Source organism: Sediminibacillus albus, assembly GCF_900101125.1.
In the GTDB taxonomy this organism is placed as follows: Bacteria; Bacillota; Bacilli; order Bacillales; family Amphibacillaceae; genus Sediminibacillus; species Sediminibacillus albus.
In genome coordinates this window covers 411,938-435,906 of sequence record NZ_FNFL01000002.1, presented here as the reverse complement: position 1 = coordinate 435,906, position 23,969 = coordinate 411,938, and the positions used below count along the sequence as shown (strand labels likewise).

Genomic DNA, 23,969 nt, shown 5'->3' with positions numbered 1-23,969 from the left:
TATAGCACTCTTCGTTTGGAATGGAAAGTTATTTACTTAAATACTTGTGTAGCTTCGATCGCTTTCTTCCAGCCATTATACAACTCATCTTTCTGCTGCTGGTCCATTTCTGGTTCAAATTTCTCGTCTATTTTCCAATGCTGCTTCAGCTCTTCTTTACTCTCCCAGTAACCTACAGCCAAGCCGGCTAAGTAAGCGGCTCCCAATGCTGTTGTTTCTGTTACTGCAGGACGTTCTACAGAAACCCCGAGCATATCACTTTGGAACTGCATCAAGAAATTATTCTTAACAGCACCTCCGTCCACTCGCAAGGATCTTAAATCCATATTCGCGTCTTCAATCATCGCATCAACGACATCTTTTGTCTGATAGGCAAGAGCTTCCAATGTTGCTCTGACAATATGCTCCCTTGTCGTTCCTCTCGTTAGTCCAAACATGGCTCCGCGGGCATCGCTATCCCAATAAGGCGTTCCTAAGCCGACAAATGCTGGTACAAGGTAGACGCCTGAGGATTCGGTTACTCTTTTAGCATATACTTCACTTTGTGGAGAGTTGTCGATGATTTTCAAGCCATCACGAAGCCACTGGATCGCTGAACCAGCGACGAAAATACTTCCTTCCATAGCATATTCCACTTTTCCATCCAATCCCCAAGCAAGCGTAGTCAGCAATCCATGTTCCGATTTAACAGCTTTTTCCCCGGTATTCATGAGGACAAAACAACCTGTCCCATACGTATTTTTGGCCATGCCATCGTCAAAGCAGGCTTGTCCAAACAGTGCAGCATGCTGATCACCTGCAGCTCCGGCAATCGGTACCTTATGCCCGAAAAAGTGATATTCCACTGTTTCGGCGTAAACCTCAGAGGAATCCCTTACTTCGGGAAGCATGCTTTTCGGGATATCGAGGATTTTCAACAGCTCATCATCCCACGTAAGTTCATGAATATTGAACATCAATGTTCTGGAGGCATTTGAATAATCAGTTACATGCGCTTTTCCGCCGGACAGCTTGTAAATCAACCAAGTATCAATCGTCCCGAACATCAGCTCACCGTTTTCTGCCTTTGTTCTTGCACCTTCCACATGATCAAGAATCCATTTTACCTTCGTTCCTGCGAAATAAGGATCAATGAGTAAACCTGTTTTTTCCCTGAATAAGTCGTTATATCCTTGTTCCCTTAATTCATTACAAATATCCTGTGTCTGCCTGGACTGCCAGACAACCGCCTTATAAATCGGCTTTCCGGATGTCTTATCCCATACTACTGTCGTTTCCCGTTGATTGGTGATACCGATTGCAGCGATGTTTTCCGGCTCTGCGTCTGATTTACGGAGGACCTCGGCTATACAAGAAGTGATCGAAGTCCAAATTTCATTAGCATCATGCTCCACCCACCCGGACTTTGGAAAGAACTGTTGAAATTCCCGTTGTGCTGTTTCAACTATTTCTCCCTTATGATTAAATAGAATCGCCCGCGAGCTTGTCGTTCCTTGATCCAACGCCATTATGTACTTTTCCATTCCTAATCCCCTCCCATATTCAAAGTTATTGTAAGCGCTTATTATGTCATTTCCCCATTCCTATCTCCAGTTAACCTGTTTCTATAAAAACTTACAGTTTGGATAAGCCGTTTCCTCGCAGGGAAATAAAAAAAACGTTGACTGATGAGCCTTTTGGCAACGTCAGGGACGTAGTAGCACTTATGCAGGAAGGTTAAAATTTTTATGCTTTCCTACCTGCTAAAAAAGTTCCCATTAATTATCGGGAACTTCAATCGTATTACCATCTAAGAAAAAGCCGTCTTCCTTGTCACGCTTTTCCATTTCTTCTCTTGAATAAATGACCTTCATCGGGTTGCCACCAACAAAAGTCCCTGCTTCGACATCTTTATGTACGAGGGTTCCGGCAGAGACAATTGCCCCGTTACCGATTGTTACCCCTGGCAGAATCGTTGTGTTGGCTCCGATCATGACGTTTTCTCCAATAACAACATCGCCTAGCCTGTATTCTTTAATTAAATACTCATGGGCTAAAATCGTGGTGTTATAGCCAATTACTGTATTTTTTCCAACAGATATTTTTTCCGGAAACATAATATCGAGCATAACCATTAATGCAAAAGCAGTTCTATCGCCAATATCCATACGTAAAAACGTACGATACAGCCAATTTTTCACTGACAAAAACGGCGTGTATCGAGCCAGCTGGATAACAGCGAAATTTTTTATCACTTTTAAAAACGGCACTGTCTTATAAATATGCCATAAGGAATTGGCTGTCTGAACACGATATCGCTCTGTTTTACGCATCTGGTCACACTCCCAGAATCGTTGTCAGATCGCTCATTTTTTCGAGCATATAATCCGGCTGGTACGCTTCTAAAACTTCGCGCCCTTTAATTGTCCATGCAACACCTGCAGTTTTCGTCCCGGCATTTTGCCCAGCTTCAATATCATGATAATTATCGCCCACCATCAATGTTGTAGAGGCTTGGCCATCAAGCTGCTGCAATGCTTTTATGATCGGCTCCGGATGTGGTTTGGCATTTGTAACATCCTCTAAGCCGATAACTGTTTCAAACAAGCCTTCCATCCCTGTCAGTGCTATCCCCATCATAGCTGTAGACTTCACTTTCGTTGTCACAATCGCCAGCTGGTAACCTGCTGCTTTTAATTGCTTCAATGTATCTACAACAGTAGGATAAGCTGTTACATAATCGTCATGGTTAGAGAGGTTATGTTCCCGGTAAGTAGCAACCATCTCATCCACCCTGTCAGGGTCAATTTTCATAAAGCTGTCTTTTAATGGGGGACCGATGAAATCCAGCACCTCTTTTCTGCTGTATTCGTGGTTGGAATACACCTTTAGCGTATGCAGGAACGAAGCGATAATGAGTTCGTTTGTATCAATTAATGTGCCGTCTAAATCAAAGAGAATCGTACGAATGTTCATGTGTTGGCTCCTTTCCATTTCTTGATGATTGAGCTCGTTTCCAAATATAAGCGATAGCGGCAGTAAGAAGGATCGCAGTCAACAAACGGATTAACAACAATGGCCAGACTGGAATACCCAACGGGATGAATACTAAAGTGTCTTCCACCACGGCATGACAGGATACAAGAAAAATCAGCGCCAAATACATGTCTTTTTTCGAAACGCCATCCTCTTTGACAGCCTGGATCATCAAACCGGCTCCATAAGCAAGTCCCAAGGTGAGCCCCGCTGCCAATGTCATCGATGCATTTTTTTCCATACCAAGGAACTTGGTAAAAGGAGCGAGGGCGTTTGACATTTTATCCATCCAGCCAAGCTCTCGGAAAAATTGCATAAAAACCATTAATGGAATGACAATCAATGCCAATTGCAATACACCGATCATGGCTGTTTGCAAGCCCTGGCCGAAGATAGCCAGCCATCCATCTGGTATGTGTTCCGCTTTAGATATTAAACCATACTGTGCTGCCTCGCTGCCGCCGCGCCATACCAAGTTGATTACTGCAGCAGCCAGGAGGGCTAAAGAAATTCTGACTCCCACTACGACCCACCAGCTGACGCCGACTTTAGAGGCAACGGTCGATTCGATGATCAAATTATGGGAAAAAGACATCATAATCGCCATGATAAATACTTCTTTCACCGAAAAATCAAAAGAAACTATTGCACCGATTCCGGCATACAAATTCAATAGGTTTCCTAACACCAAAGGAACTGCCGCCTCGCCCGACAGGCCGATCCATTTCATCATCGGACTTAACATATCAATCAGCCAGCTTAAAACTGGTGTGTAGCGGAGAATTGTCACAATCAACGTAACTGGAAAGATAACCTTTCCGAGTGTCCATGATAAATAAAGTCCTGCTTTAAAGCCCCGTTGAATGATTCCAACCATATTACTCCACCTCTTTTTATGCTTTTTTACCGTTATAATGTTTATTTGCCTGGCCGGACTTCCGACGGTAAATAATCAGTAGGATGCCTACAATTACGAGCACAATGGAAATTGCCTGGGCTGTTCTAAGTGACCCGGCAATATACAGGCTGTCTGTCCGCATCCCTTCGATAAAGAAGCGACCGACAGAATACCAGATAACATAGCTTAAGAATACTTCCCCGCGTCTTGGGTTGTAGCGGCGGAAAATGAGTAAAAATACGAGCCCTAATATATTCCATAACGACTCATACAAGAAAGTCGGGTGATACATGATACCTCCGATACACATTTGGTTCATAATGAAATCAGGAAGGTATTGCAAAAAGTTATCATAGGCAGCTTGAGAAACAGGACCGCCATGTGCTTCCTGATTCATGAAATTTCCCCAGCGGCCAATTGCCTGGCCTAGAATAAGACTGGGAGCAGCAATATCTGCCAGCTGCCAAAATGAAACTTTTTTTGCCCTTGCAAAAATTACTGCTGTAACGACAGAACCGATTAGTGCTCCATGAATGGCAATGCCGCCTTCCCATATTGCGAAAACATCCCACCAGGGGGCGCCGCTATAACGTTCCCATTCAAAAATGACATAGTATAGGCGCGCAGAGATGATGGCGATAGGAATTGCAAAAACAATCAAATCGACAAACAGCTCTTTATTTAATCCAAGCCGGTCAGATTCTCTGGTCGCAAGCCATAACCCAAGAAAAGCACCAGCTGCTATAATGACCCCATACCAATATACTGTAAAAGGGCCTAAATCAAAAAACACTCTATCTAATGCAGGTGCACTACACGTCAATTCCTTCACCTCCTACTCGTTTTCTTCGCCTTTTTCCTGCTGAATCATATTTGTCAATCTTTCCGAAAATTCTTCTGCCGCATTGACGCCCATCCGCTTTAACCGGAAATTCATCGCAGCCACTTCGATAATGACGGACAGATTCCTGCCTGGACGTACCGGAATAATAGCTTTAGGCACTTCCACATCCATAATCTTCATTGTCTCTTCCTCAAGCCCGAGGCGGTCATATTGTTTTTTCTGGTCCCATAATTCTAAATGGATAATCATCGAAATCTTTTTATAGGATCTTACAGAGCCAGCTCCGAACAAAGTCATTACATTGATAATGCCCAGTCCGCGGATTTCCAGTAAATGCTCGATTAGCGGCGGCGAGTTTCCAATCAGGCTGTCATAATCTTCCTGCCTTATCTCCACGCTATCATCGGCAACAAGCCTGTGCCCGCGTTTAACTAGTTCCAAAGCCGTTTCACTTTTCCCTACGCCACTTTGGCCGGTTATTAAAACGCCAATCCCATATATATCGACCAACACGCCATGAATAGCTGTAAATGGGGCAAACCTGGCTTCCAAATAATTGGTCAATCTGCTCGTAACTCTAGTCGTTTTATGTGGAGAACGCATCAATGGCACTCCTGATTCATCGGCTGCTGCTATCAGCACTTCCGGAATGTCCATTCCCCTGGTAATAACAATTCCCGGAGTGATATCTGTGCAAAGATTAATGACACGGTCCCGCTGCTCTTCGGAACTTAGTTCATTAAAGAACGACATCTCTGTTTTACCTAGCAGCTGCAGCCGGTCTTTTGGATAATATTTAAAATAACCAGCCATTTCCAGACCAGGACGGGATATATCACTCATGAAAATTTCTCTGTGTACACCATCTCTTCCGGCAACAAGCTCTAAGTTAAATTGGTTCAATAAATCCTGGGTACGTACTTTTGCCATATGTATCCCTCCATCATGCCTTTCTTGTTCGCACAACTTTTCTATAATAAATCACTGTATCCTATTGTAGCACTTTTTTAAATCGCAGGCATTAGTATGATTCGATTCCAAATAAGATAGTGACTCTCCACGCAAAAGACGCAGGCAAACTGCCTGCGTCTGATTTCATTTGTTCAATTCAAGGGTGTCTCTAATCAATCTGTTCAGCAGCAAATTCAGTAAGGAAAGAATAATCGCTGCCAAAATAGCAAATCCAAAGCCATCTATGACAAAAGCACTGTCCAGCAATCCCTGGGTAATCATTAAGGTAATTGCATTGATCACAAATAAAAACAATCCTAACGAAAATAAGGTAACTGGCAGTGTTAAAATAATCAGAAAAGGTTTAACTAACACATTAAGAATTGAGAGGATGAGACTCGCGAGAATCGCAGTGCCAAAGCCATCCAAATGAAAAGACTCAAACAACTGAGCTACTGCAATCAGTGCTACTGCATTTAAAACAATGGAAAGCAGCCATCGCTTCAGCATCAGTCCAACCTCTCTTTAGGCATGATGAAAATAGCTATTATATACAAAATTCCCAACGGGAAAAATCCAGTGAAAATGAAGATGACAATATATAGCAAGCGAAGCAGAGTGGCATCCATATCAAAGTATTCTGCAAGTCCGCCAATCACACCAGCAAGCTTCCTGTCGCTTCTCGAACGGAGTAATTTATTGCTCATTATATCCCTCCTATAATGGCCTAACCCAAATCGATCCTGTTTTCGTTTCTGCTTCCACATGCAGTAACTGCGGAGCATCCGGGTTTGCCTCAAATTGTAAAGAACGGTTGATTACATCTTTTTTTTCCTCCACTACTTTATAGTTTGCCAAATCGCAGTGAATATTTCCGATTTTTGTTTCAGCGGTACCATAAATGTGCACATTCTCAGGTAAAGCCAGTCGCACAGTACCGGTGGTTGTTTTGAAGAACCCCGCTTCAGGCTGATTTCCATCCTGCCAGCGGCAGCTGATACTGCCATTAACCAATAGGGCTTCCACTTTATTGAATACGCCATCCACGGTAATTTTCCCGTTTATTGCTTCACTTTCCAAAGTCAGCCAATTACCCTCCACAACATTTACTGTCCCGTTAGCCGTCTCCGCTTCAAAATCGCCGCCGCTCATTTTCACGGCGTCAATAGAGCCATTCGTTGTCTTGGTTTTAAAGTGTCTTACGGTTAATCTTTCCGCACTAATACTGCCATTAAACAATTTTAATACCGCTTTCTGGTATTGTCTGACAGGAACGCGGATCTTTACCTCGGTTTTGACTTGCTGGCTTTGAATCGAAAATTGTAAACGCTGATTCTCCAGAAGAAAAAACGCTTCTTCATGAAATTTTTCCCGGGCTTTTTCCTGGCTGTCCACCTGGTAGACCTTGGCTTCGCATTCAATTCTTACATCGTTTTCATTCCACGGTGCAAGCTCAATATTTCCATTCGAAATATCAATATCTAATTCGGTGAAATCTGCTGAATGATGATGAAAAATGTGAGATACAGCATAATGGGTGCCAAAGTTAAAATCAAGGTCGACATTTTTAATCTTTTGAAAAGCTTCCTCCACAAATCCAAAAAAACTACTCTTTTTGTTAGACTTGGTTTTGCCATTGTTTTTTTTCTGTCCTTCTTGTTCCCAGTCAACATTGGTAGAAACGGGGTTCGATTGCTGCTTTGCCTGTTCGGCCTGTTCCAGCGATTCCAGCAGCTCTTCTGCTTCTTCTGAAGAAATTATTCCATCTTCAATCATTTTCAGTATTTTTTTGCGGTCCTCATTCATGGTATGCACCTGCCTCATTGGTTTGAAAGCTCTCAAACAAATACCCGCTCTAGCTAAAATGAAAAATACATACTTAGCCGGCGGGCGTTTCCCAATCAATCAAAATTCCACGTATAAAAACTTTCATAGCCAAGCCGTTCTTTGGCAATTGCTTCGATATCTGTTACATCATCCTGATTCTCTTTCATTTTGCCTAAAACACCCTGTGCTTGGGAACGATGAGCCATGATCGTTTTCATTTTTTGATTGAAGACGGCCTTCACATTATTGATTACGTCTGGCTCACCGAAAAGTTCCAAGTGATCGTGACTTAATGCCTGCGCCCATACTTTCGGGCGTTTAGAAGCATCCATCAGGCGTACAGCCTCGACAGCTGCCGCTCCCATTGCATCATGGTCAGGATGGACAGCATGGCCGGGGTAATGGGTTATTACCAAACTTGGCTCAATTTCCTCAAGGATTCCCTTCAAATGCTCGGCAACTTCATCTCTCGATTCAAATTCTAGCGTTTTGTCCCGATAACCAAGCATACGTAAATCAACATCGAGTACTTTACAGGCATCTATTAATTCCTTTTTGCGAAACTCTGATAAAGTTTCACGGTTGGCAAAAGTCGGATTGCCCATATTACGGCCCATTTCACCTAACGTACCGCATAAATAAGTGACAGACACCCCTGCTTCTCTAAATTGGGTAATCGTTCCCGACGCACCGAAAGCTTCATCGTCAGGATGCGGATATATGACAACCACATGTTTTTCCAAATCGATCATCTCTCCCTACTAGTTTTTGAAAGGCGTTTCTCCGATTTCCAGTGCAACCATTAAGCGACCCTCACGGTCATGGCCGGCCATTAATAATCGCTGCTCTTCATCCAATTCCCACTGGTTGACTCCTTCTGCATATACCCAGCCAATGTCAAGCTTCAAGCCTACCCGGTATGTATTTTTACTACCGACGATCTTTCCGTGCAAATAAGAAACTTTAGCATTACGGATAAAGGCACCTACATTATAGGCATTCTCATCAAAATGGCTGGCATAGGCGCCATTAGTTGTTTCCAAATGAACATATACATCTTTATTTGCTAAACGGTCCAGCTCTTTCTGAACTGCTTCTATTGTTATTGGTTCCATTACTTTCCCCTTCTTTCAGACTGTGTCTATTTTTACCTTACCCAAAATGTTCGTAAGCGTCAAAGTTTTTAGTCAGGACAGTTTCGCCATTTATGAAGCCGTTTGTTCTCCGTTCTCAGCAATGAAATACGAGGTTGATACAAAAGTATAGGAGTCAAAGCGAAATCGAACGTGATTCGAAATCCTTAGCATTCGAACACGTTCGATTCTTCTATTCTTATATTTAATATAATATAACCTGCAGACACAGTGACAACTGTATTTTTTCCTAAAAAAGGTTCGGTGCTTAAACTTACGCAGGCAGATACTTCGCTTTTCGTGGCCAAGGCCTTAGCTTCGTTGAAAATAAAAGAGCCATTTTCTGCGTGCGATGAGTCCCTGCCGCAGCGTTCCTTGTCCTCAGAAGCAGAAACGGCTTCTTCCGGGGTCTTCAAACCCGTGCTGTTCTCACTGGAGTCTACGTATTCCTGCGCTGATACGGTTGTTGGTTGATACGGTTGTTGGTTGAAAACAGTACGCAGACTTTTAGCGGAGGAAATCCACGGAGACTCCTGCGGGAAGGAAGGCCTCGGTGAGACCCCGCAGAGTGCAAACTCGAGGAGGCTCACCAGCCGCCCGCGGAAAGCGGAGTGTATTTCCGCAGCGCCGCACGAATGCTTAGAAATGGCCTGTTAAAACTTTATATGCCGTTTTCTTTCGATATTTGCAAGTGGATGTATGTTAAGTCCCAACCACAGTTGTTCTCGCCTATTTCGATGTTACTTTCTCTTGTTGTTTGACTCTTTCTTCCATTCGCTGCCGGTCTCGTTCCAACACAGGCTTTAAATATTTACCTGTATAAGACTCAGGTTCATTTGCAACTTGTTCGGGAGTGCCCGTGGCAATGATTTGTCCGCCGCGGTCGCCGCCTTCTGGACCTAAGTCAATGATATTATCAGCAGCTTTAATCACATCCAAGTTGTGCTCAATGATCAAAACGGTATCTCCGTTATTTACAAGCCGCTGCAGCACTTCCAGCAACCGGGAAATGTCATCGACATGCAATCCTGTTGTCGGCTCGTCCAAAATATACAAGGACTTGCCATTTGACCTGCGATGCAATTCGCTGGCCAGCTTCACCCGCTGAGCTTCACCACCGGACAACGTTGTTGCAGGCTGTCCAAGCCTGATATACCCAAGCCCGACATCAAAAATGGTCTGCAGCTTCCGTTTAATCTTCGGGATATTGGCGAAAAACTCAAGCGACTCTTCAATCGTCATCTCAAGGACATCAGCGATGTTCTTCCCTTTATACTTCACTTCTAATGTCTCCCGATTATACCTTTTCCCATGGCAAACCTCACACGGCACATAAACGTCCGGAAGAAAATGCATTTCGATTTTAATTATGCCGTCGCCACGGCAGGCTTCACAGCGTCCGCCTTTGACGTTAAAGCTGAATCTCCCTTTCTTATATCCGCGTATTTTTGCTTCGTTTGTCTGGGCAAATACATCCCGGATATCGTCAAACACTCCCGTGTACGTAGCCGGGTTGGAACGCGGTGTTCGGCCAATCGGTGATTGGTCAATATCAATTACTTTATCTAAATGCTTAATACCTTTAATCTGCTTATGCTTACCAGGCTTCCGCTTGCCTTTATGGAGCTGCATGGACAAGGATTTATGCAAAATCTCATTGATAAGTGTACTTTTTCCGGAACCGGAGACCCCGGTAACGGCAGTAAAGATACCAAGCGGAATTTTTGCATCAACCTTTTTGAGGTTATTTTCCTCCGCACCAATCACTTCAATGGCTCGCTTATCTGGTTTCCTTCGCTCTGATGGAAGCGGAATGAATTTTTTCCCTGAGAGGTATTGCCCTGTCAGAGACTGCTGATCACCCATTACTTGATCCGGCGTCCCGCTGGAAACGATTTGGCCCCCATGTTCTCCGGCACCTGGACCGATATCGATCAGCCAATCTGCTGCAAACATCGTATCCTCATCATGCTCAACGACGATTAACGTGTTACCAAGGTCGCGCATCCGTTTTAAGGTTCCGATCAACCGGTCATTGTCACGCTGATGCAGACCGATCGACGGCTCATCCAAAACATACAGTACACCCGTCAGGGCCGAGCCGATTTGCGTTGCCAGCCTGATTCGCTGTGCTTCACCGCCTGATAACGTACCGGCAGCTCGGGAAAGTGTCAGGTAATCGAGACCGACATTATTCAAAAAGGTTAGCCGATCGCCGATTTCTTTAAGTATCATCCGGGCGATTTGCTCCTCTTTTTCTGATAGATCGACTGTTTCAAAGAATCGGTAGGCTTCCGTTACAGACATTTCGGTTACCTTTCCAACATGCAATCCGTTAATCAAAACTGCCGTTGCTTCTTGTTTCAAGCGGTATCCTTTACACTTCGGACAAGGTTTTTGTGTCATGAATTTTTCCATTTGCTCCCGAATGAAGTCAGAGCTGGTTTCCCTGTATCTGCGGGCAATATTGGAAAGGACCCCTTCAAAAAGGATATTATTTTCCCTTACTCTGCCAAAATCATTTTCATAACGAAAGAAAATTTTCTCTTTTCCGCTGCCATGTAAGATTTTGTCCATTTGCCGTTTCGGAATCTGTTTCACTGGGATATCCATGTCAATCCCATAGTGGGTGCAGACGCTCTCCAAAAGCTTCGGATAGTATTGGGAACTGGTTGGTTCCCAGGCGATAATCGCTCCTTCTCTTAAAGTCAAATCCCAATCTGGAATTACTAAATCTACATCGACCTCAAGCTGTGTCCCTAATCCGTCACACCGTTCACAGGCCCCATAAGGACTATTGAATGAAAAGAGGCGCGGTTCTAATTCGCCAATGGAAAAACCGCAGATCGGGCAGGCATGGTGCTCACTGAATAATAGCTCTTCTTCGCCAATTACATCGACGATTACGTTGCCGTCCCCAAGCCGAAGCGCCGTTTCCAGGGAATCTGATAGTCTACCCGCTATCCCTTCCTTGACGACGATCCGGTCAATTACAACCTCAATGGAATGCTTTTTATTCTTTTCCAATTGAATGTCATCGGTGATTTCATACATGTCCCCGTCGACACGGATTCGAATATACCCTTCTTTTTTCAGGTCTTCCATCACTTTTACGTGCTCACCTTTGCGCCCGGATATAACAGGAGCGAGAATTTGCAGTTTTGTCCTCTCCGGATACTCGAGAATCCGGTCAACCATTTGCTGAACGGTTTGTGAAGTGATTTCAACTCCATGGATCGGGCAGGTGGGATGCCCCACCCTGGCATAAAGTAAACGCAGGTAATCGTAAATTTCCGTTACAGTACCAACCGTTGAACGCGGGTTTTTACTGGTCGTTTTTTGGTCGATAGATATTGCCGGAGAAAGGCCTTCGATTGCGTCAACATCCGGCTTGTCCATTTGGCCGAGAAACTGGCGCGCATATGCGGATAATGATTCTACATAACGCCGCTGTCCCTCTGCATAAATCGTGTCAAAAGCCAGAGAGGATTTTCCCGACCCAGAAAGACCAGTAAGGACAACAAGCTGATCTTTCGGTATCTCTACATCAACATTTTTCAAATTATGGGCACGCGCCCCTTTTACAGTTATCGATTTCTTCGCCATTCCTAGGTCATCCTTCCGCTTTAAGTTCCAATACCAAGTCGCGAAGCTCAGCTGCTCTTTCGAAGTTCAGGTCTCTTGCCGCCTGCTTCATTTCTTTTTCCATATCTTCAATTACTTTTTGTCTTTCTTTCTTTGACATTTCAGACAGTTTAGGTGTCTCGGACTTATACTCCTCTGTCTCTTCTGCCGCCACTGTTGCTTTGATTATATCGCGTACTTCCTTCTTAATCGTAGTCGGGGTTACCCCGTGCTCTTCATTATAGGCCTTTTGTTTTTCACGGCGCCGATTGGTTTCTTCAATCGCTTTTGCCATGGAATCCGTCATCTTATCGGCATACATAATGACACGGCCGTTCTGGTTTCTGGCAGCTCTTCCCATTGTCTGGATCAGCGACCTTTCCGAACGTAGGAATCCTTCTTTGTCTGCGTCCAAAATGGTCACTAAGGAAACCTCTGGTATATCCAGCCCTTCTCTCAAAAGGTTGATTCCTACTAATACATCATATTTACCCACTCGAAGGTCCCGGATAATCTCAATTCTTTCTAATGTCTTTATCTCAGAATGCAGATAAGCAACCTTGATTCCGACTTCTTTCAAGTAGTCAGTCAAATCCTCGGACATCTTCTTCGTCAGAGTAGTCACGAGTACCCGTTCATTTTTCTCTACCCGCTCATTGATTTCTCCAATCAAGTCATCAATCTGACCTTCGATCGGGCGTACTTCCACTTCCGGATCCAGCAGTCCGGTTGGACGAATAATCTGTTCTGTCATTTGTGGGGTATGCTCCAGCTCATAAGGGCCAGGTGTTGCCGAAACATAAACCATTTGGTTAACCTTCTTTTCGAATTCTGTAAAGGTCAACGGGCGGTTGTCCATTGCGGATGGGAGCCGGAAACCATGATCAACAAGCACTTGCTTCCTGGCCTGGTCACCGTTATACATTCCGCGGATTTGCGGCAAGGTCACATGGGATTCATCGACAACAATCAGGAAGTCATCCGGAAAATAGTCAATCAGAGTATAGGGAGTTGAGCCTGGCTCACGGAAGGTTAAATGGCGTGAATAGTTCTCAATCCCGGAACAGAAGCCCATCTCATTCATCATTTCCAAGTCATAATTGGTCCGTTGCTCAATTCGTTGAGCTTCCAGCAGTTTATTTTGATCTTTCAATTCTTTTAACCGCTCATGCAATTCTTTTTCGATATTTTTCATCGCCCGTTTTAAGTTTTCTTCACGGGTTACGAAGTGGGAAGCCGGGAAAATGGCAATATGTTCTCTATCACCGATAATTTCTCCGGTTAACGCATCTACTTCCCTAATCCGGTCAATTTCATCTCCAAAAAATTCGACGCGCAGACAGTGTTCTTCCCGGGAAGCCGGTATAATTTCAACAGAATCACCGCGCACTCGGAAAGTCCCCCGTTGGAAGTCAATATCATTGCGGGCGTACTGGATATCGACGAGATTACGCAGCAGCTGGTCACGATCCTTCTCCATTCCCGTCCTTAAAGAAAGCACCTGGCTTTTATACTCCTCCGGAGAACCTAAGCCATAAATACAAGACACACTGGCTACAATCAACACATCATTTCGCTCAAACAATGCAGAAGTAGCCGAGTGGCGCAATTTATCGATTTCATCATTGATACTGGCATCCTTCTCGATAAAAGTATCAGTGGACGGCACATAAGCCTCTGGCTGGTAATAGTCATAGTAACTGACAAAATACTCGACAGCATTATTAGGGAAGAAATCTTTGAACTCACTGTATAACTGACCTGCCAGCGTTTTGTTATGGGCAATCACCAATGTCGGGCGATTGATTTCCGTAATCACATTCGACATTGTGAATGTTTTACCTGTTCCCGTGGCGCCGAGTAATGTTTGGTGCCGTTTTCCCTCTTTAAGGCCATCTACTAGTTCATCTATTGCTCTTGGTTGATCTCCCTGCGGTTGATACTGGGCTACAAGGTCGAATTTGTTTTTCACGATCCAACCAACCTCCGTTCCTTCTATTCCTGACTATTTTAACACATCGTATTACTATATTAACACAAAACCGAACAAACATTCGACTTTCACGCATTTTTTTATCGCTTTACACGGTATCTCTGCACAAAAGCAGCTGACACGTGGATAGTTTAACACGTTCCCGCTCATCTTTTATAGGAAAATGATTTGCCTTTGGTTTGTCACAAAGTAGCAATCTTGTACGTTGTAGTCCGGCCACCAATTCCTTATAATTTGATGCAGGGTCTTATACATGGTAATAGAAAGGAAGTTTTTGAATGAAATTTAAATTGCTGACATTAATGGCTGTTATATTGTTGATCGCTGCCTGTGGACAGACTGACAACCAGGGAACAGGAGATGATACAGAATCTCCTGAAGCAATCGAAGTAGAATTGCAAGTGCCAGAGAAGGCAGACAGCGGCGAAAAGCTGTCACTTACTGCCAAGGTCACCCAAGGCAGTGAAATAGTCGAGGACGCAGATGAAGTAGAATTTGAGATTTGGCAGGAAGGTTCGAAAGAAGACAGCGAAATGATCGAAGCTGGCTACCAGGAGGAAGGTATTTATCAGATTGAAAAGACATTTGACCAGGCTGGCAGCTATGTTGTTCAATCCCATGTTACAGCCCGCGGAATGCATACGATGCCAAAGAAAACACTTGACGTTGTTGAAGCTGAAAAGGAACAAGAAGACGGATCAGAAAGTGAACAAGGCGATGGAGGGGCTGAGTCCGGGGACCACCATCACTCCGATGACTTAGCGATCGCGTTAACTCACCCTGAAAGCCTATCTATTAATAAAGAAACAGAACTTACCGTAGAACTGCTGGAAAAGGACAAACCATTTGTTGACGCTAATGTTACTCTGGAAGTGAGCAACGGACAATCCGAAAATCCCCAATGGATCAACTTATCGGAAACAGATGCTGGCACCTATTCCGGGACCGTTACTTTTGCTGACAAGGGAGAGCATGATATTATCATTCATGTTAAGAAATCCGATTTTCATACGCATAAAGAAACAAGCATAGAAGTGACAGAATAAAAAATAGCTTCTCCGGAATCTTACCCGGAGAAGCTATTTTTTCGGAAGGAAAACGGATATATCACATGAGAAAAGAGAAAGTGAACGCAGCTTTGCAGCTTCAAAAAACAGCTGTATCGGCTTGTATTTCTCTTTATGGGAGAATAAATCACTCGCCTTCCGCGGACGAAGGTCCGGCTCCTCCTCTTATGATTGCCGTTCCTGCTCTGACGGGCGGCTGACTGTCTGCAGCGCCACTTCTTCGCACAAATTTTCTTTTCCCAGCAAACGATCATAACGAAAAAAACTTGCAGAAAAACCAAGGGTTTCTCTACAAGTTGAACCGCCATAAATGGCGTTTACTGATAACTTTGATCATATTGGTTCACTTCAAATAAATCGACCAACTCAATATCAGGATGTTTATCTTTAAACCAGCGTAAAGAGAAATCATTCTTGAATAAAGCAAGGTATTCTCCTTCCCTGTCTTTCACGAGTAGATTACGTTCATCAAACATGGTGCGGTCCACCTGTTCTGTTTTCAGCCAGCGCGGGATTCTTTCGCCGATTGATTCAAGCATTACCTCAACGTTGTATTCATTTTTCATTCGATATTCGAATACTTCGTATTGCAGCTCGCCTACAGCACCAATAATATAAGACTCATCATTGCTGCCGCGGAACAGCTGAATAGCTCCCTCCTGTACTAACTGCTCGATGCCTTTTTTAAATTGTTTAGCCTTCATGACGTTTTTGGCAGTAACTTTCTTGAAGAGTTCCGGCGGAAATTGCGGCAGCTCATCATATTCGAAGGATTCCTTGCCTTCAATTAACGTATCGCCGATTCGATAAGCATTCGGATCATAAATACCGATAATATCTCCAGCATATGCTTCTTCAATCGTATCCCGGGACGAAGCAACGAATTGCTGAGATTGGGATAATTTTATCGGCTTATCCGTACGCGCTAACTTAACACTCATGCCTCGTTCGAATTTTCCTGAGCAGACCCTTAGGAATGCAACTCTATCGCGGTGGGCCGGATTCATATTAGCTTGAATTTTAAACACGAACCCTGAGAATTCTGGATTGTCAGGGCTGATTAATCCTTCTGTTGACTTTCTGGCAGTCGGCGCAGGCGCCATGGAAATAAACGTGTCAAAGAAGGTTTGCACTCCGAAGGGTGCCAGGGCACTTCCGAAGAAAATCGGTGTTTGTTCTCCACGCAATACTGCATCCAGTGAATACTGATCTCCTGCTTCATCCAATAATGCCAGTTCATCTTCCGTCTCCTGGAAAGTAGAATTCTGGACCAGGTCCTGATTCTCCGGCTTATCTAAATCTTGATACGGAATGTAGGTTTCATCCTCGTTGCCATTAAAGCGGACAAATTGCTTGCCGTGGCGGTCAAAAATACCGAGGAATCTCTTTCCCATGCCAACCGGCCAATTCATCGGATAGGTTTCGATATCGAGTACCTCCTCGATCTCTTCCAACAATTCCAGAGGAGGGCGGCCTTCACGGTCGAGCTTATTGATAAAAGTAAAAATCGGTATGCCCCGCATCCGGCAAACCTTAAACAACTTAATTGTCTGTGCTTCGATCCCTTTCGTAGCGTCAATAATCATTACTACACTGTCGACTGCTGTCAATGTGCGGTAAGTATCCTCACTGAAGTCTTCATGGCCGGGTGTATCTAAAATGTTCACCTGATGGCCCATGTAAGGAAAATTCATCACACTGGAAGTGACGGAAATCCCCCGCTGTTTTTCGATTTCCATCCAGTCAGATGTAGCAAACTTACCGGATTTCTTCCCTTTTACCGTTCCAGCTGAGCGGATGAGATTTCCAAATAACAATAGCTTTTCTGTCAAGGTTGTTTTCCCTGCATCGGGATGCGAAATAATCGCAAAGGTTTTACGTTTATTTACTTCTTCATTTATAGACATAGAAAAATCCCTTTCATCGTAAATTGTTTTCTCGTTTGTTATTCGATCATATGGTAAGGGATTTCGTTTTACATTGGATGATTCTCCTTTTTCCTGGCGAAAACATGCCATTATAAGCGTATGCCGGCAGCTTTTGCTTTGTGTTGCTTGAATAAAACGTCGCTGTACGAGTCGGTTACATTACACTTCCTCTACTATAATAGCTAATGTGACAGACATTAATCAACCTAGAAATTTAAAATTAATAGCAGCAACCACTGGTCTAAAGTGAGTGATTGCTCCGAAGTAGAGCGACTTTCGCCGGAAGTTGAGCGATTATGGGCCGAAGTAAAGCGTCTTTCTGTTTAAGTAGAGTGATTGCCCCAAAGTAGAGCAACTTTCACCGGAAGTTGAGCGATTCTGGACCTAAGTAGAGCGTCTTCCTGCTTAAGTAGAGTGATTGCCCCAAAGTAGAGCAACTTTCGCCAGAAGTTGAGCGATTCTGGACCTAAGTAGAGCGTCTTCCCGCTTAAGTAGAGCGATTCCCCTAAAGTAGAGCAACTTTTCCAGCAAGTAGAGCGATTCTGGGCCGAAGTAGAGCGTCTTCCCGCTTAAGTAGAGCGGTTCCCCTAAATGGGAGCAACTATTCCAGCAAAACTCTCCCACATTTATCATGCTAGGTCAATTTAAAAAGGCCCCTTATAATTGGAGTTTCTCCTTAATCAATCTGGCAGTTTCTGTTGAATCTAAGTTGGTATTATTTATTTTTATGTAATTTTTTCTGGTAATTTCTCCTGCAAAGGAATTCAGTCGGTGCTTTTCTAGCGTTTTCCGTAAGTTATGTTCAGATTTTTCAATGTTTCTTTTAGTTGGCTTATGTTCCAGTCTGTTCGGTGTTTTATTTCGCATAATCCGTTCCTCTAAATCAGCCGTAAGCTCCACAAAATATACTTCCCCGCCTTGCGATTCAAACGTCTGGCAGACTGTTTCGATAAAATCCCAATCGTCTTGCTGATCAAACGCCCACACGTAAGTGAATATCATACCAAGACCACTTTTGGCAGCTTCCGAAAATAACTCATGTCGGAATAAATCAACAAGTCGTTGGAATTGCTGCGTTTCAAAATCAAAAAAATGGTGGACCAGTTCGATAGTCATATGATTATGAAACAGCTTTAATTCAGTAATTTTTTCCAGCTCTTGGCCTACAGTCATTTTGCCAACAGCCTGCGGGCCAAATAATAATACAAACTTCATAGGAAACTCTCCTTCTATTAAGTACTGCAGGTTGATTTATTGTTTACCGCCTCTGCCTCTATCCAACTGTATTTCTATATCGCGTCTATTTTTCCTCCCTTTTGGGAAATTTCTCTTACAAGTATCCTTCTACCTATTGCCCGCTCTGTTATAATAGAGAGATGACTATGTTTATCAACAAGGGATGAGATAGAGTTGCGAACGTTTTTCTTAGACAAACACGACATTGTAAAAATCACCGGTGAACGTTTTTATAAAAGAGGGTATGAATACTATAAAAAAGGACGGGTGCACGGTCTCACTTACAATCCGGCCATAAATACGTGGCGCGGCCAGGTGCGGGGCACTGAGACATATAGTGTAAGAATCTTCTTTTTTGACAACGATGACTTAGAGGGCAGCTGTGACTGTCCTGCCTATGCTGCCCACTATACATGCAAGCATATTGCGGCCGTACTGCTTGCGGTCGGGCAGGAATCCTGGAGCCGGCTTCGAAAGGATTCCGAAACAAACGAGGAAGCTGGAGAGGATAAGCAAAATTTCGATTTCTCTTCACGGATGATTAAAGCCTTTTCTGTTCATCCGTCTCAACAAAAGCAGTTACTACAATTGGAATATATGCTGAAATGCCGGGTTAATCCTCATAACTCAAAGTTTTTTCTGGAAACAGAGATAAAACTGGGGACATCGAAAGTATACGTTATTAAAAATATCCGCGAATTGCTCACCCATATAAAGAAGGGCATCGCTTACAAAATTACGCCTGCTTTCACTTACCAGCCTGGCAGCCATGTATTTAAAGAGGAAGACAAAGTAATTATCGATCATTTGATTAACGCCTATGACAATGAAACGTTATATGAAAATTCTTTTACCAATCCACTACTCGATAAAAAAACAATCATGCTCCCGCCGGGAACTGCTAACGAAGTATTACCGCTCATGGCAGATGCCAACAGCTTTTACCAGTCCAAAGACAACAAAGTGGCAGTCAGCGTGCGGCAGGATATTCAGCCCGTCAGCTTTCATTTAGATAAACAGGCGGCAAAATCCTATCAAATTGATATATCCGATTTGGCGAATTATACTTTTTTAGAAAATTACGGTTATTTAGTTTCCGATGGCACTTTTTATTTATTGTCTCAAGAACAGCAAGCAATTATGGAACAGTTGTACACCATGCTGCCATACCGTACAGATCAGCGTCAGCAAATTGCCGAACAGGAAATGAGCTCGTTTGTGAGCAAAGTGGTTCCTAAGCTTGAAAAAATCGGTACGGTCCATTATGCCGAGCAGACAAAGAAGCATATCACGACAAGCCCGCTAAAGACAAAAATTTATTTAGATGAAGTCGATGACTCGCTGCAATTGAAGCTGGAATTCCATTATGGCAATGATGTTGTTTATCCATATCAGGAGGACCGCTTAACAGACAAGGTCATCAAACGGGAAGCGGCAGCAGAACTTGAAATGATCCGCTTGCTTGAAAAAGCTGAATTTGTTTATTTAAACGATATGTATCAGTTGTTTAAGAATGATGCAATTTTTACATTTCTACAAGAAACATTGCCGCAGCTTGAAGAGAAAGCAGATGTTCATGTTTCCGCAAAAGTAAAAGCAATGCGCAGTCCTGCCACCCCTTCCCTGTCAAGTTCCGTCAAGGTTGACCGAACCAGCGGCATGCTTGATATCCGTTTTGATATGGAAGGCATCTCACAAGACGAAGTACAGCGGATGATGCAAGCACTAATCGAAAAGAAAAGATACTACCGTATTCATGATGGCGCCTTACTTTCTCTGGAGAACGAGGCCTTTGAATCGTTCAGGCAATTGGCTGATAAACTCCATTTGAGTAAAGGCCAGATTGAAGATGGCAATATTCAAGTACCAATGGCGCGAAGCTTCCAAGTAGAAGAAGCGCTTGATACAGGCCATGCAAATTACAGTGAAGCGTTTCAGCAATTGCTCGCCCAGTTGAAAAACCCGGTAGACTTGGACTTCCCCTTGCCTGCCGAGCTGGAAGCAGAGCTGCGTGATTACCAATTGGCAGGATACCAATGGCTGAGAACTTTGAGCCATTATCGCCTCGGCGGAATCCTAGCCGATGATATGGGGCTTGGTAAGACTATACAAACAATTACCTATCTTTTATCGGAAAAAGAAACCAATCAAACAATCAAAAGCCTGGTCATAGCCCCTGCCTCACTTTTATATAACTGGAAAAAAGAATTCGATAAATTTGCACCTACCTTAAAGGTTGCGGTGATTGCCGGGAACAAACAGCAGCGCAAGACATTGATCGAAGCCAACAATCAGGCAGATGTTTACATTACTTCTTATCCGTTATTGCGCAAAGACGTAGCTTTTTATGAGCATACTGTTTTTGACCATTTAGTTCTGGACGAGGCACAGGCTATCAAAAACCATCTTACCCAGACAGCTAAAGCAACAAGGGCTATCCAGGCTGGAAAGCGGTTTGCTTTGAGCGGTACACCAATCGAGAATTCCCTGGAAGAGTTGTGGGCGATTTTTCACACAATATCTCCCGGACTTTTCCAAAACAAAAAAGCTTTTCTGAATTTGAAGCATGACTATATTTCCCGGATTACCCGGCCGTTCATCCTTAGAAGACTGAAAACGGATGTGCTCGATGAATTGCCGGATAAAATAGAATCCGTCCAATACTCGGAACTGACCAAAAACCAAAAGCAAGTGTATATTGCATATCTCGAAAGAATGCAGCAGCAGGTCACCGAAACAATCGAAGAAAAAGGCTTCGATAAAGGGAAATTGGAAATACTGGCCGGGCTTACAAGACTGCGTCAGATCTGCTGCCATCCTAGTCTGTTTTTAGATAATTACTCTGGAAAATCAGGAAAGCTGGAGCAGCTGATGGAGTTAGTCCAGGAATTAAAGAGCAGCGGCAAACGAGCGTTAGTATTTTCTCAGTTCTCCAGTATGCTGGGACTAATTAACGAAAAATTAACGAACGAGGGTGTCGAAACATTCTATTTGGATGGGAGTACGCCATCGCTGAAGCGGATGGAAATGGTAGACCGTTTCAATAACGGTGAAAAAGAAGTATTTTTAATCTCGCTGAAAGCGGGCGGGACAGGGTTAAACTTGACTGGCGCTGATACGGTGGTCCTTTATGACCTTTGGTGGAATCCGGCAGTAGAGGAGCAAGCAGCAGGTCGGGCCCACCGAATCGGCCAGAAAAAAGTCGTCCAAGTAGTCCGATTGATTACAGAAGGAACGATTGAGGAAAAAATATTCGAAATGCAGCAAAAGAAAAGAGAGCTCGTTGACCAAATCATTCAACCGGGCGAAACGATGCTTTCTAAGTTATCAGAGAAAGAAATCCGCGAACTGTTACAAATGAAAGTGTAAGTTTGTTTTTTAACAGACCAAACCAACGTAACGTGAAACTCCGGAGGCTGCCCACCAGGAGCAAACTGTCAAAGCGATACCTCAAGAATTGCCTAGGGGGGACAAAACGATAACTAGTAACCAACATCAAAATGCATGGATGCAGCCCATCCGTGCATTTTTTTACTTTCATGTCCATTCATTAGCTAAAAGTCCATAAATAACGCGGTCTATCGTTCACACCTTAGATTCATATCCAACCTCCTGCACTTCTTTGCAGCAAGGTTCATAGATCATCAAATCTTCGGTGCGGATGTCGTGTACTAATCCAGCTTAGCATCTCAGGTTGATACCATCGAGGTTTTAATAACTCGAAAACTTTATGGTCTTCCATAACTACATTTAAGCGATTTATCATTTCATCTAATTGGCCTGGGGCAAATCTAAGCGACCAAATAACAGATGAAAAGATTGCCATAGCAACATAAATCGAATAAAACTTCCAAAAATCGTCAGGTACATTACCATCGAAGTAACCTTCAATCTGGCCGATTGAAAAGAAAATACTTTTTTCTCTCTGAAACAAAGCTACTTTTACAAAGTCATGAAGTGGATCTCCCCAGTCATAATTATTGAAATCAATCGCTCCGGAGTACTGTTTATTATTGACAATAATATTTGCCAGATGGAAATCATCATGCTGGAAAAAATTAGGGCGATTTTTTAGTTGATGCTTATTGTTCTCGATAAAATCAATAATTTTATGGTCGTTGTTTATTTTGATACCACATGTTTTATATTCATCGATGTATTTATAATGCTTATTCATTGCTCGATTATACCAAAAATCAACTATCGATGGTGCTTTATAACGGTGCATCCTGGACAGTTGTGTTCCTGCTTTCATACCAAGTTTAAATTGCTCCTCTTCTGTGAGTTTACAAATTACCTCGGTTGCATCTTTACCTTCAATATAAGAATAAATGCTATAGCAAGTGCCGCTATTAGGTAAAATACCGATATCAATCGGTTTGGGAGCCTTAACATGGAGCTGTTGCATTTTTTTCAAGATTCGAAATTCCTTCTTCTTCTTTTCATATCCATCCATGTCACCAATTCGCACTAATAATTTTTTATGATCGACATGAAACACACATTTTCTATCAGGAGAGTAACCATTTGTTAGCTCAGCAATTCTAGTAGTATTTTCTAGCAATTTCACAGTTTCTTTTAGAGTTTTTAAAATATCCCCCATCTATCTGAACTCCCCACTCCCCTCCCAACTAAGTTATTAAGATGTCCAGGTTTGTTTTACTATATTTATAAGAAATTCAGCGTTATCTGGTGACATATTTTCAGATAATCTTGCACCTGCGATGATTGGAGCCCATTGTAAAACTTCGCCTTTTGACAAACCGCTTTTCTCACAATATATACGTAAATACATTTCTGCTAATTCCACTGAGGAATGTAAGTAAAGTAGATACGTACGATATACATCTGCTCGAATATCCCCTGAACTGGAATCAACCCAATCGATAATGGACACATCGTCATTCATAATCAAATTATATAGATGAAAATCTCCATGACAGAGCCTCTTTTCAAATGTCATTGAATTTAGTTTTTTTAGTAAAGAATCCTTATGTTTTTTATCTAAATAATAAGCAGATTCAATTTGATGGCTTAATTTTTCGGTCATAGGTTCAAGTTGATCCGCGACAACCAAATGGATTTTTTGTTGTACTTCTACGGAAATATTTATGTAATACTCAGCTTGGTCCAAGTTCTCAGACAACAAATCACCTAGCGTTTTCCCTTTTATATATTCCATTATAATTGCTTGTTTCCCATCTATTTTAGTGACATCAAAAATTTTCGGGACAGGGAGTCCAATCGAATGGGCATATTTTTGCTTATTTGCTTCATATAACGATTCCGTTTCCGGCAGATAGTCCTTAAATAATTTGATGATCCTGTTTTCGCTAAGATATATTTTTGCTGTATTCCCTATTGCCAACTGATGGTCTAAATCCATTAGTTATCTCCTCCTTGCACTTCTCATTTTGCAGAACCATTGAATCATTTCCTCCTGAATGTGCCAA

At 43.0% G+C, this 23,969-nt stretch carries 20 protein-coding genes; 2 read left to right on the top strand and 18 right to left on the bottom strand.

Features of this window, described 5'->3' with window-relative positions:
- Window positions 1-32 precede the first annotated feature (32 nt).
- The 14 genes from glpK to uvrB all read right to left on the bottom strand — a co-directional run bounded on the left by glpK (window position 33) and on the right by uvrB (window position 14,264).
- Complete coding sequence (glpK, locus tag BLR93_RS08155) at window positions 33-1,523, bottom strand: glycerol kinase GlpK (RefSeq protein WP_093213105.1); 1,491 nt, start codon at window positions 1,521-1,523, stop codon at window positions 33-35.
- Between the two features lie 234 nt (window positions 1,524-1,757).
- Window positions 1,758-2,312 (bottom strand): acyltransferase, encoded by a 555-nt coding sequence (locus BLR93_RS08150; protein WP_093213103.1) that lies wholly within the window; start codon window positions 2,310-2,312, stop codon window positions 1,758-1,760.
- A 4-nt stretch (window positions 2,313-2,316) separates the two neighbouring features.
- Window positions 2,317-2,955, bottom strand: a complete 639-nt coding sequence (gene ppaX / locus BLR93_RS08145) for a pyrophosphatase PpaX (RefSeq protein WP_093213102.1) — start codon at window positions 2,953-2,955, stop codon at window positions 2,317-2,319.
- Complete coding sequence (locus BLR93_RS08140) at window positions 2,930-3,892, bottom strand: nucleoside recognition domain-containing protein (RefSeq protein ID WP_093213101.1); 963 nt, start codon at window positions 3,890-3,892, stop codon at window positions 2,930-2,932. The genes ppaX and BLR93_RS08140 overlap by 26 nt, the downstream gene beginning before the upstream one ends.
- 16 nt (window positions 3,893-3,908) lie before the next feature.
- Entirely contained in the window at window positions 3,909-4,736 is an 828-nt protein-coding gene (lgt, locus tag BLR93_RS08135; protein ID WP_093213100.1) for a prolipoprotein diacylglyceryl transferase, read from the bottom strand.
- 12 nt (window positions 4,737-4,748) lie between these two features.
- Window positions 4,749-5,687: an HPr(Ser) kinase/phosphatase gene (gene hprK / locus BLR93_RS08130; RefSeq protein WP_093213098.1), complete on the bottom strand. Its 939-nt coding sequence runs from the start codon at window positions 5,685-5,687 to the stop codon at window positions 4,749-4,751.
- A gap of 165 nt (window positions 5,688-5,852) precedes the next feature.
- On the bottom strand, window positions 5,853-6,218 hold the full coding sequence (locus BLR93_RS08125) for a phage holin family protein (RefSeq protein ID WP_093213096.1): 366 nt from the start codon (window positions 6,216-6,218) through the stop codon (window positions 5,853-5,855).
- A complete protein-coding gene (locus BLR93_RS08120; RefSeq protein ID WP_093213094.1) occupies window positions 6,218-6,415 on the bottom strand; it encodes a PspC domain-containing protein in 198 nt (65 codons plus the stop codon). Before BLR93_RS08120 ends, BLR93_RS08125 begins: the two co-directional genes overlap by 1 nt.
- A 10-nt stretch (window positions 6,416-6,425) precedes the next feature.
- Window positions 6,426-7,514, bottom strand: a complete 1,089-nt coding sequence (locus BLR93_RS08115; RefSeq protein ID WP_175559295.1) for a DUF4097 family beta strand repeat-containing protein — start codon at window positions 7,512-7,514, stop codon at window positions 6,426-6,428.
- Between the two features lie 95 nt (window positions 7,515-7,609).
- Complete coding sequence (gene bshB2, locus BLR93_RS08110) at window positions 7,610-8,278, bottom strand: bacillithiol biosynthesis deacetylase BshB2 (RefSeq protein WP_093213481.1); 669 nt, start codon at window positions 8,276-8,278, stop codon at window positions 7,610-7,612.
- 18 nt (window positions 8,279-8,296) lie between these two features.
- Entirely contained in the window at window positions 8,297-8,650 is a 354-nt protein-coding gene (locus tag BLR93_RS08105) for a YojF family protein (protein WP_093213090.1), read from the bottom strand.
- 185 nt (window positions 8,651-8,835) lie between these two features.
- Window positions 8,836-9,258, bottom strand: coding sequence for a hypothetical protein (locus BLR93_RS17755; protein ID WP_139184406.1), 423 nt, complete (start codon window positions 9,256-9,258; stop codon window positions 8,836-8,838).
- Between the two features lie 139 nt (window positions 9,259-9,397).
- On the bottom strand, window positions 9,398-12,274 hold the full coding sequence (gene uvrA / locus BLR93_RS08095; protein ID WP_093213086.1) for an excinuclease ABC subunit UvrA: 2,877 nt from the start codon (window positions 12,272-12,274) through the stop codon (window positions 9,398-9,400).
- A 7-nt stretch (window positions 12,275-12,281) separates the two neighbouring features.
- Window positions 12,282-14,264, bottom strand: coding sequence for an excinuclease ABC subunit UvrB (gene uvrB, locus BLR93_RS08090; protein ID WP_093213084.1), 1,983 nt, complete (start codon window positions 14,262-14,264; stop codon window positions 12,282-12,284).
- Between the two features lie 299 nt (window positions 14,265-14,563).
- Between uvrB and BLR93_RS08085 the strand changes: the two genes are divergently transcribed.
- Window positions 14,564-15,331 carry a FixH family protein gene (locus BLR93_RS08085; protein WP_093213082.1) on the top strand — a complete coding sequence of 256 codons (768 nt, stop codon included), beginning with the start codon at window positions 14,564-14,566 and terminating at the stop codon, window positions 15,329-15,331.
- 338 nt (window positions 15,332-15,669) lie between these two features.
- Here BLR93_RS08085 and BLR93_RS08080 read toward each other — a convergent pair whose 3' ends face one another.
- Together BLR93_RS08080 and BLR93_RS08075 are read right to left on the bottom strand one after the other, a co-directional pair.
- Window positions 15,670-17,259, bottom strand: coding sequence for a peptide chain release factor 3 (locus tag BLR93_RS08080; RefSeq protein WP_093213081.1), 1,590 nt, complete (start codon window positions 17,257-17,259; stop codon window positions 15,670-15,672).
- 678 nt (window positions 17,260-17,937) lie between these two features.
- The gene (locus BLR93_RS08075) at window positions 17,938-18,495 is read right to left on the bottom strand and encodes a DEAD/DEAH box helicase family protein (RefSeq protein ID WP_093213079.1); all 558 of its coding nucleotides are present in this window, start codon (window positions 18,493-18,495) and stop codon (window positions 17,938-17,940) included.
- 195 nt (window positions 18,496-18,690) lie between these two features.
- Here BLR93_RS08075 and BLR93_RS08070 point away from each other — a divergent pair, with 195 nt between their 5' ends.
- Window positions 18,691-21,885, top strand: a complete 3,195-nt coding sequence (locus tag BLR93_RS08070) for a DEAD/DEAH box helicase (protein WP_093213077.1) — start codon at window positions 18,691-18,693, stop codon at window positions 21,883-21,885.
- A gap of 265 nt (window positions 21,886-22,150) precedes the next feature.
- Here the strand turns inward: BLR93_RS08070 and BLR93_RS08065 are convergent, their stop codons facing one another.
- Complete coding sequence (locus BLR93_RS08065) at window positions 22,151-23,119, bottom strand: aminoglycoside phosphotransferase family protein (RefSeq protein ID WP_093213075.1); 969 nt, start codon at window positions 23,117-23,119, stop codon at window positions 22,151-22,153.
- A gap of 36 nt (window positions 23,120-23,155) precedes the next feature.
- Window positions 23,156-23,902, bottom strand: a complete 747-nt coding sequence (locus tag BLR93_RS08060) for a phosphotransferase family protein (RefSeq protein ID WP_093213073.1) — start codon at window positions 23,900-23,902, stop codon at window positions 23,156-23,158.
- Between the last annotated feature and the right edge of the window lie 67 nt (window positions 23,903-23,969).

Excerpts from the sequence above, each read along its gene's own strand:
- BLR93_RS08080 (WP_093213081.1), bottom strand. The coding sequence starts at position 17,259 with ATGTCTATAAATGAAGAAGTAAATAAACGTAAAACCTTTGCGATTATT.
- BLR93_RS08120 (WP_093213094.1), bottom strand. The coding sequence starts at position 6,415 with ATGAGCAATAAATTACTCCGTTCGAGAAGCGACAGGAAGCTTGCTGGT.
- BLR93_RS08140 (WP_093213101.1), bottom strand. The coding sequence starts at position 3,892 with ATGGTTGGAATCATTCAACGGGGCTTTAAAGCAGGACTTTATTTATCA.
- BLR93_RS08085 (WP_093213082.1), top strand. The coding sequence starts at position 14,564 with ATGAAATTTAAATTGCTGACATTAATGGCTGTTATATTGTTGATCGCT.
- hprK (WP_093213098.1), bottom strand. The coding sequence starts at position 5,687 with ATGGCAAAAGTACGTACCCAGGATTTATTGAACCAATTTAACTTAGAG.
- uvrA (WP_093213086.1), bottom strand. The coding sequence starts at position 12,274 with ATGGCGAAGAAATCGATAACTGTAAAAGGGGCGCGTGCCCATAATTTG.
- BLR93_RS08065 (WP_093213075.1), bottom strand. The coding sequence starts at position 23,119 with ATGGGGGATATTTTAAAAACTCTAAAAGAAACTGTGAAATTGCTAGAA.
- BLR93_RS08125 (WP_093213096.1), bottom strand. The coding sequence starts at position 6,218 with ATGCTGAAGCGATGGCTGCTTTCCATTGTTTTAAATGCAGTAGCACTG.
- BLR93_RS08075 (WP_093213079.1), bottom strand. The coding sequence starts at position 18,495 with ATGAAGTTTGTATTATTATTTGGCCCGCAGGCTGTTGGCAAAATGACT.
- glpK (WP_093213105.1), bottom strand. The coding sequence starts at position 1,523 with ATGGAAAAGTACATAATGGCGTTGGATCAAGGAACGACAAGCTCGCGG.
- BLR93_RS08115 (WP_175559295.1), bottom strand. The coding sequence starts at position 7,514 with ATGAATGAGGACCGCAAAAAAATACTGAAAATGATTGAAGATGGAATA.
- BLR93_RS08060 (WP_093213073.1), bottom strand. The coding sequence starts at position 23,902 with ATGGATTTAGACCATCAGTTGGCAATAGGGAATACAGCAAAAATATAT.
- ppaX (WP_093213102.1), bottom strand. The coding sequence starts at position 2,955 with ATGAACATTCGTACGATTCTCTTTGATTTAGACGGCACATTAATTGAT.
- BLR93_RS08150 (WP_093213103.1), bottom strand. The coding sequence starts at position 2,312 with ATGCGTAAAACAGAGCGATATCGTGTTCAGACAGCCAATTCCTTATGG.
- BLR93_RS08105 (WP_093213090.1), bottom strand. The coding sequence starts at position 8,650 with ATGGAACCAATAACAATAGAAGCAGTTCAGAAAGAGCTGGACCGTTTA.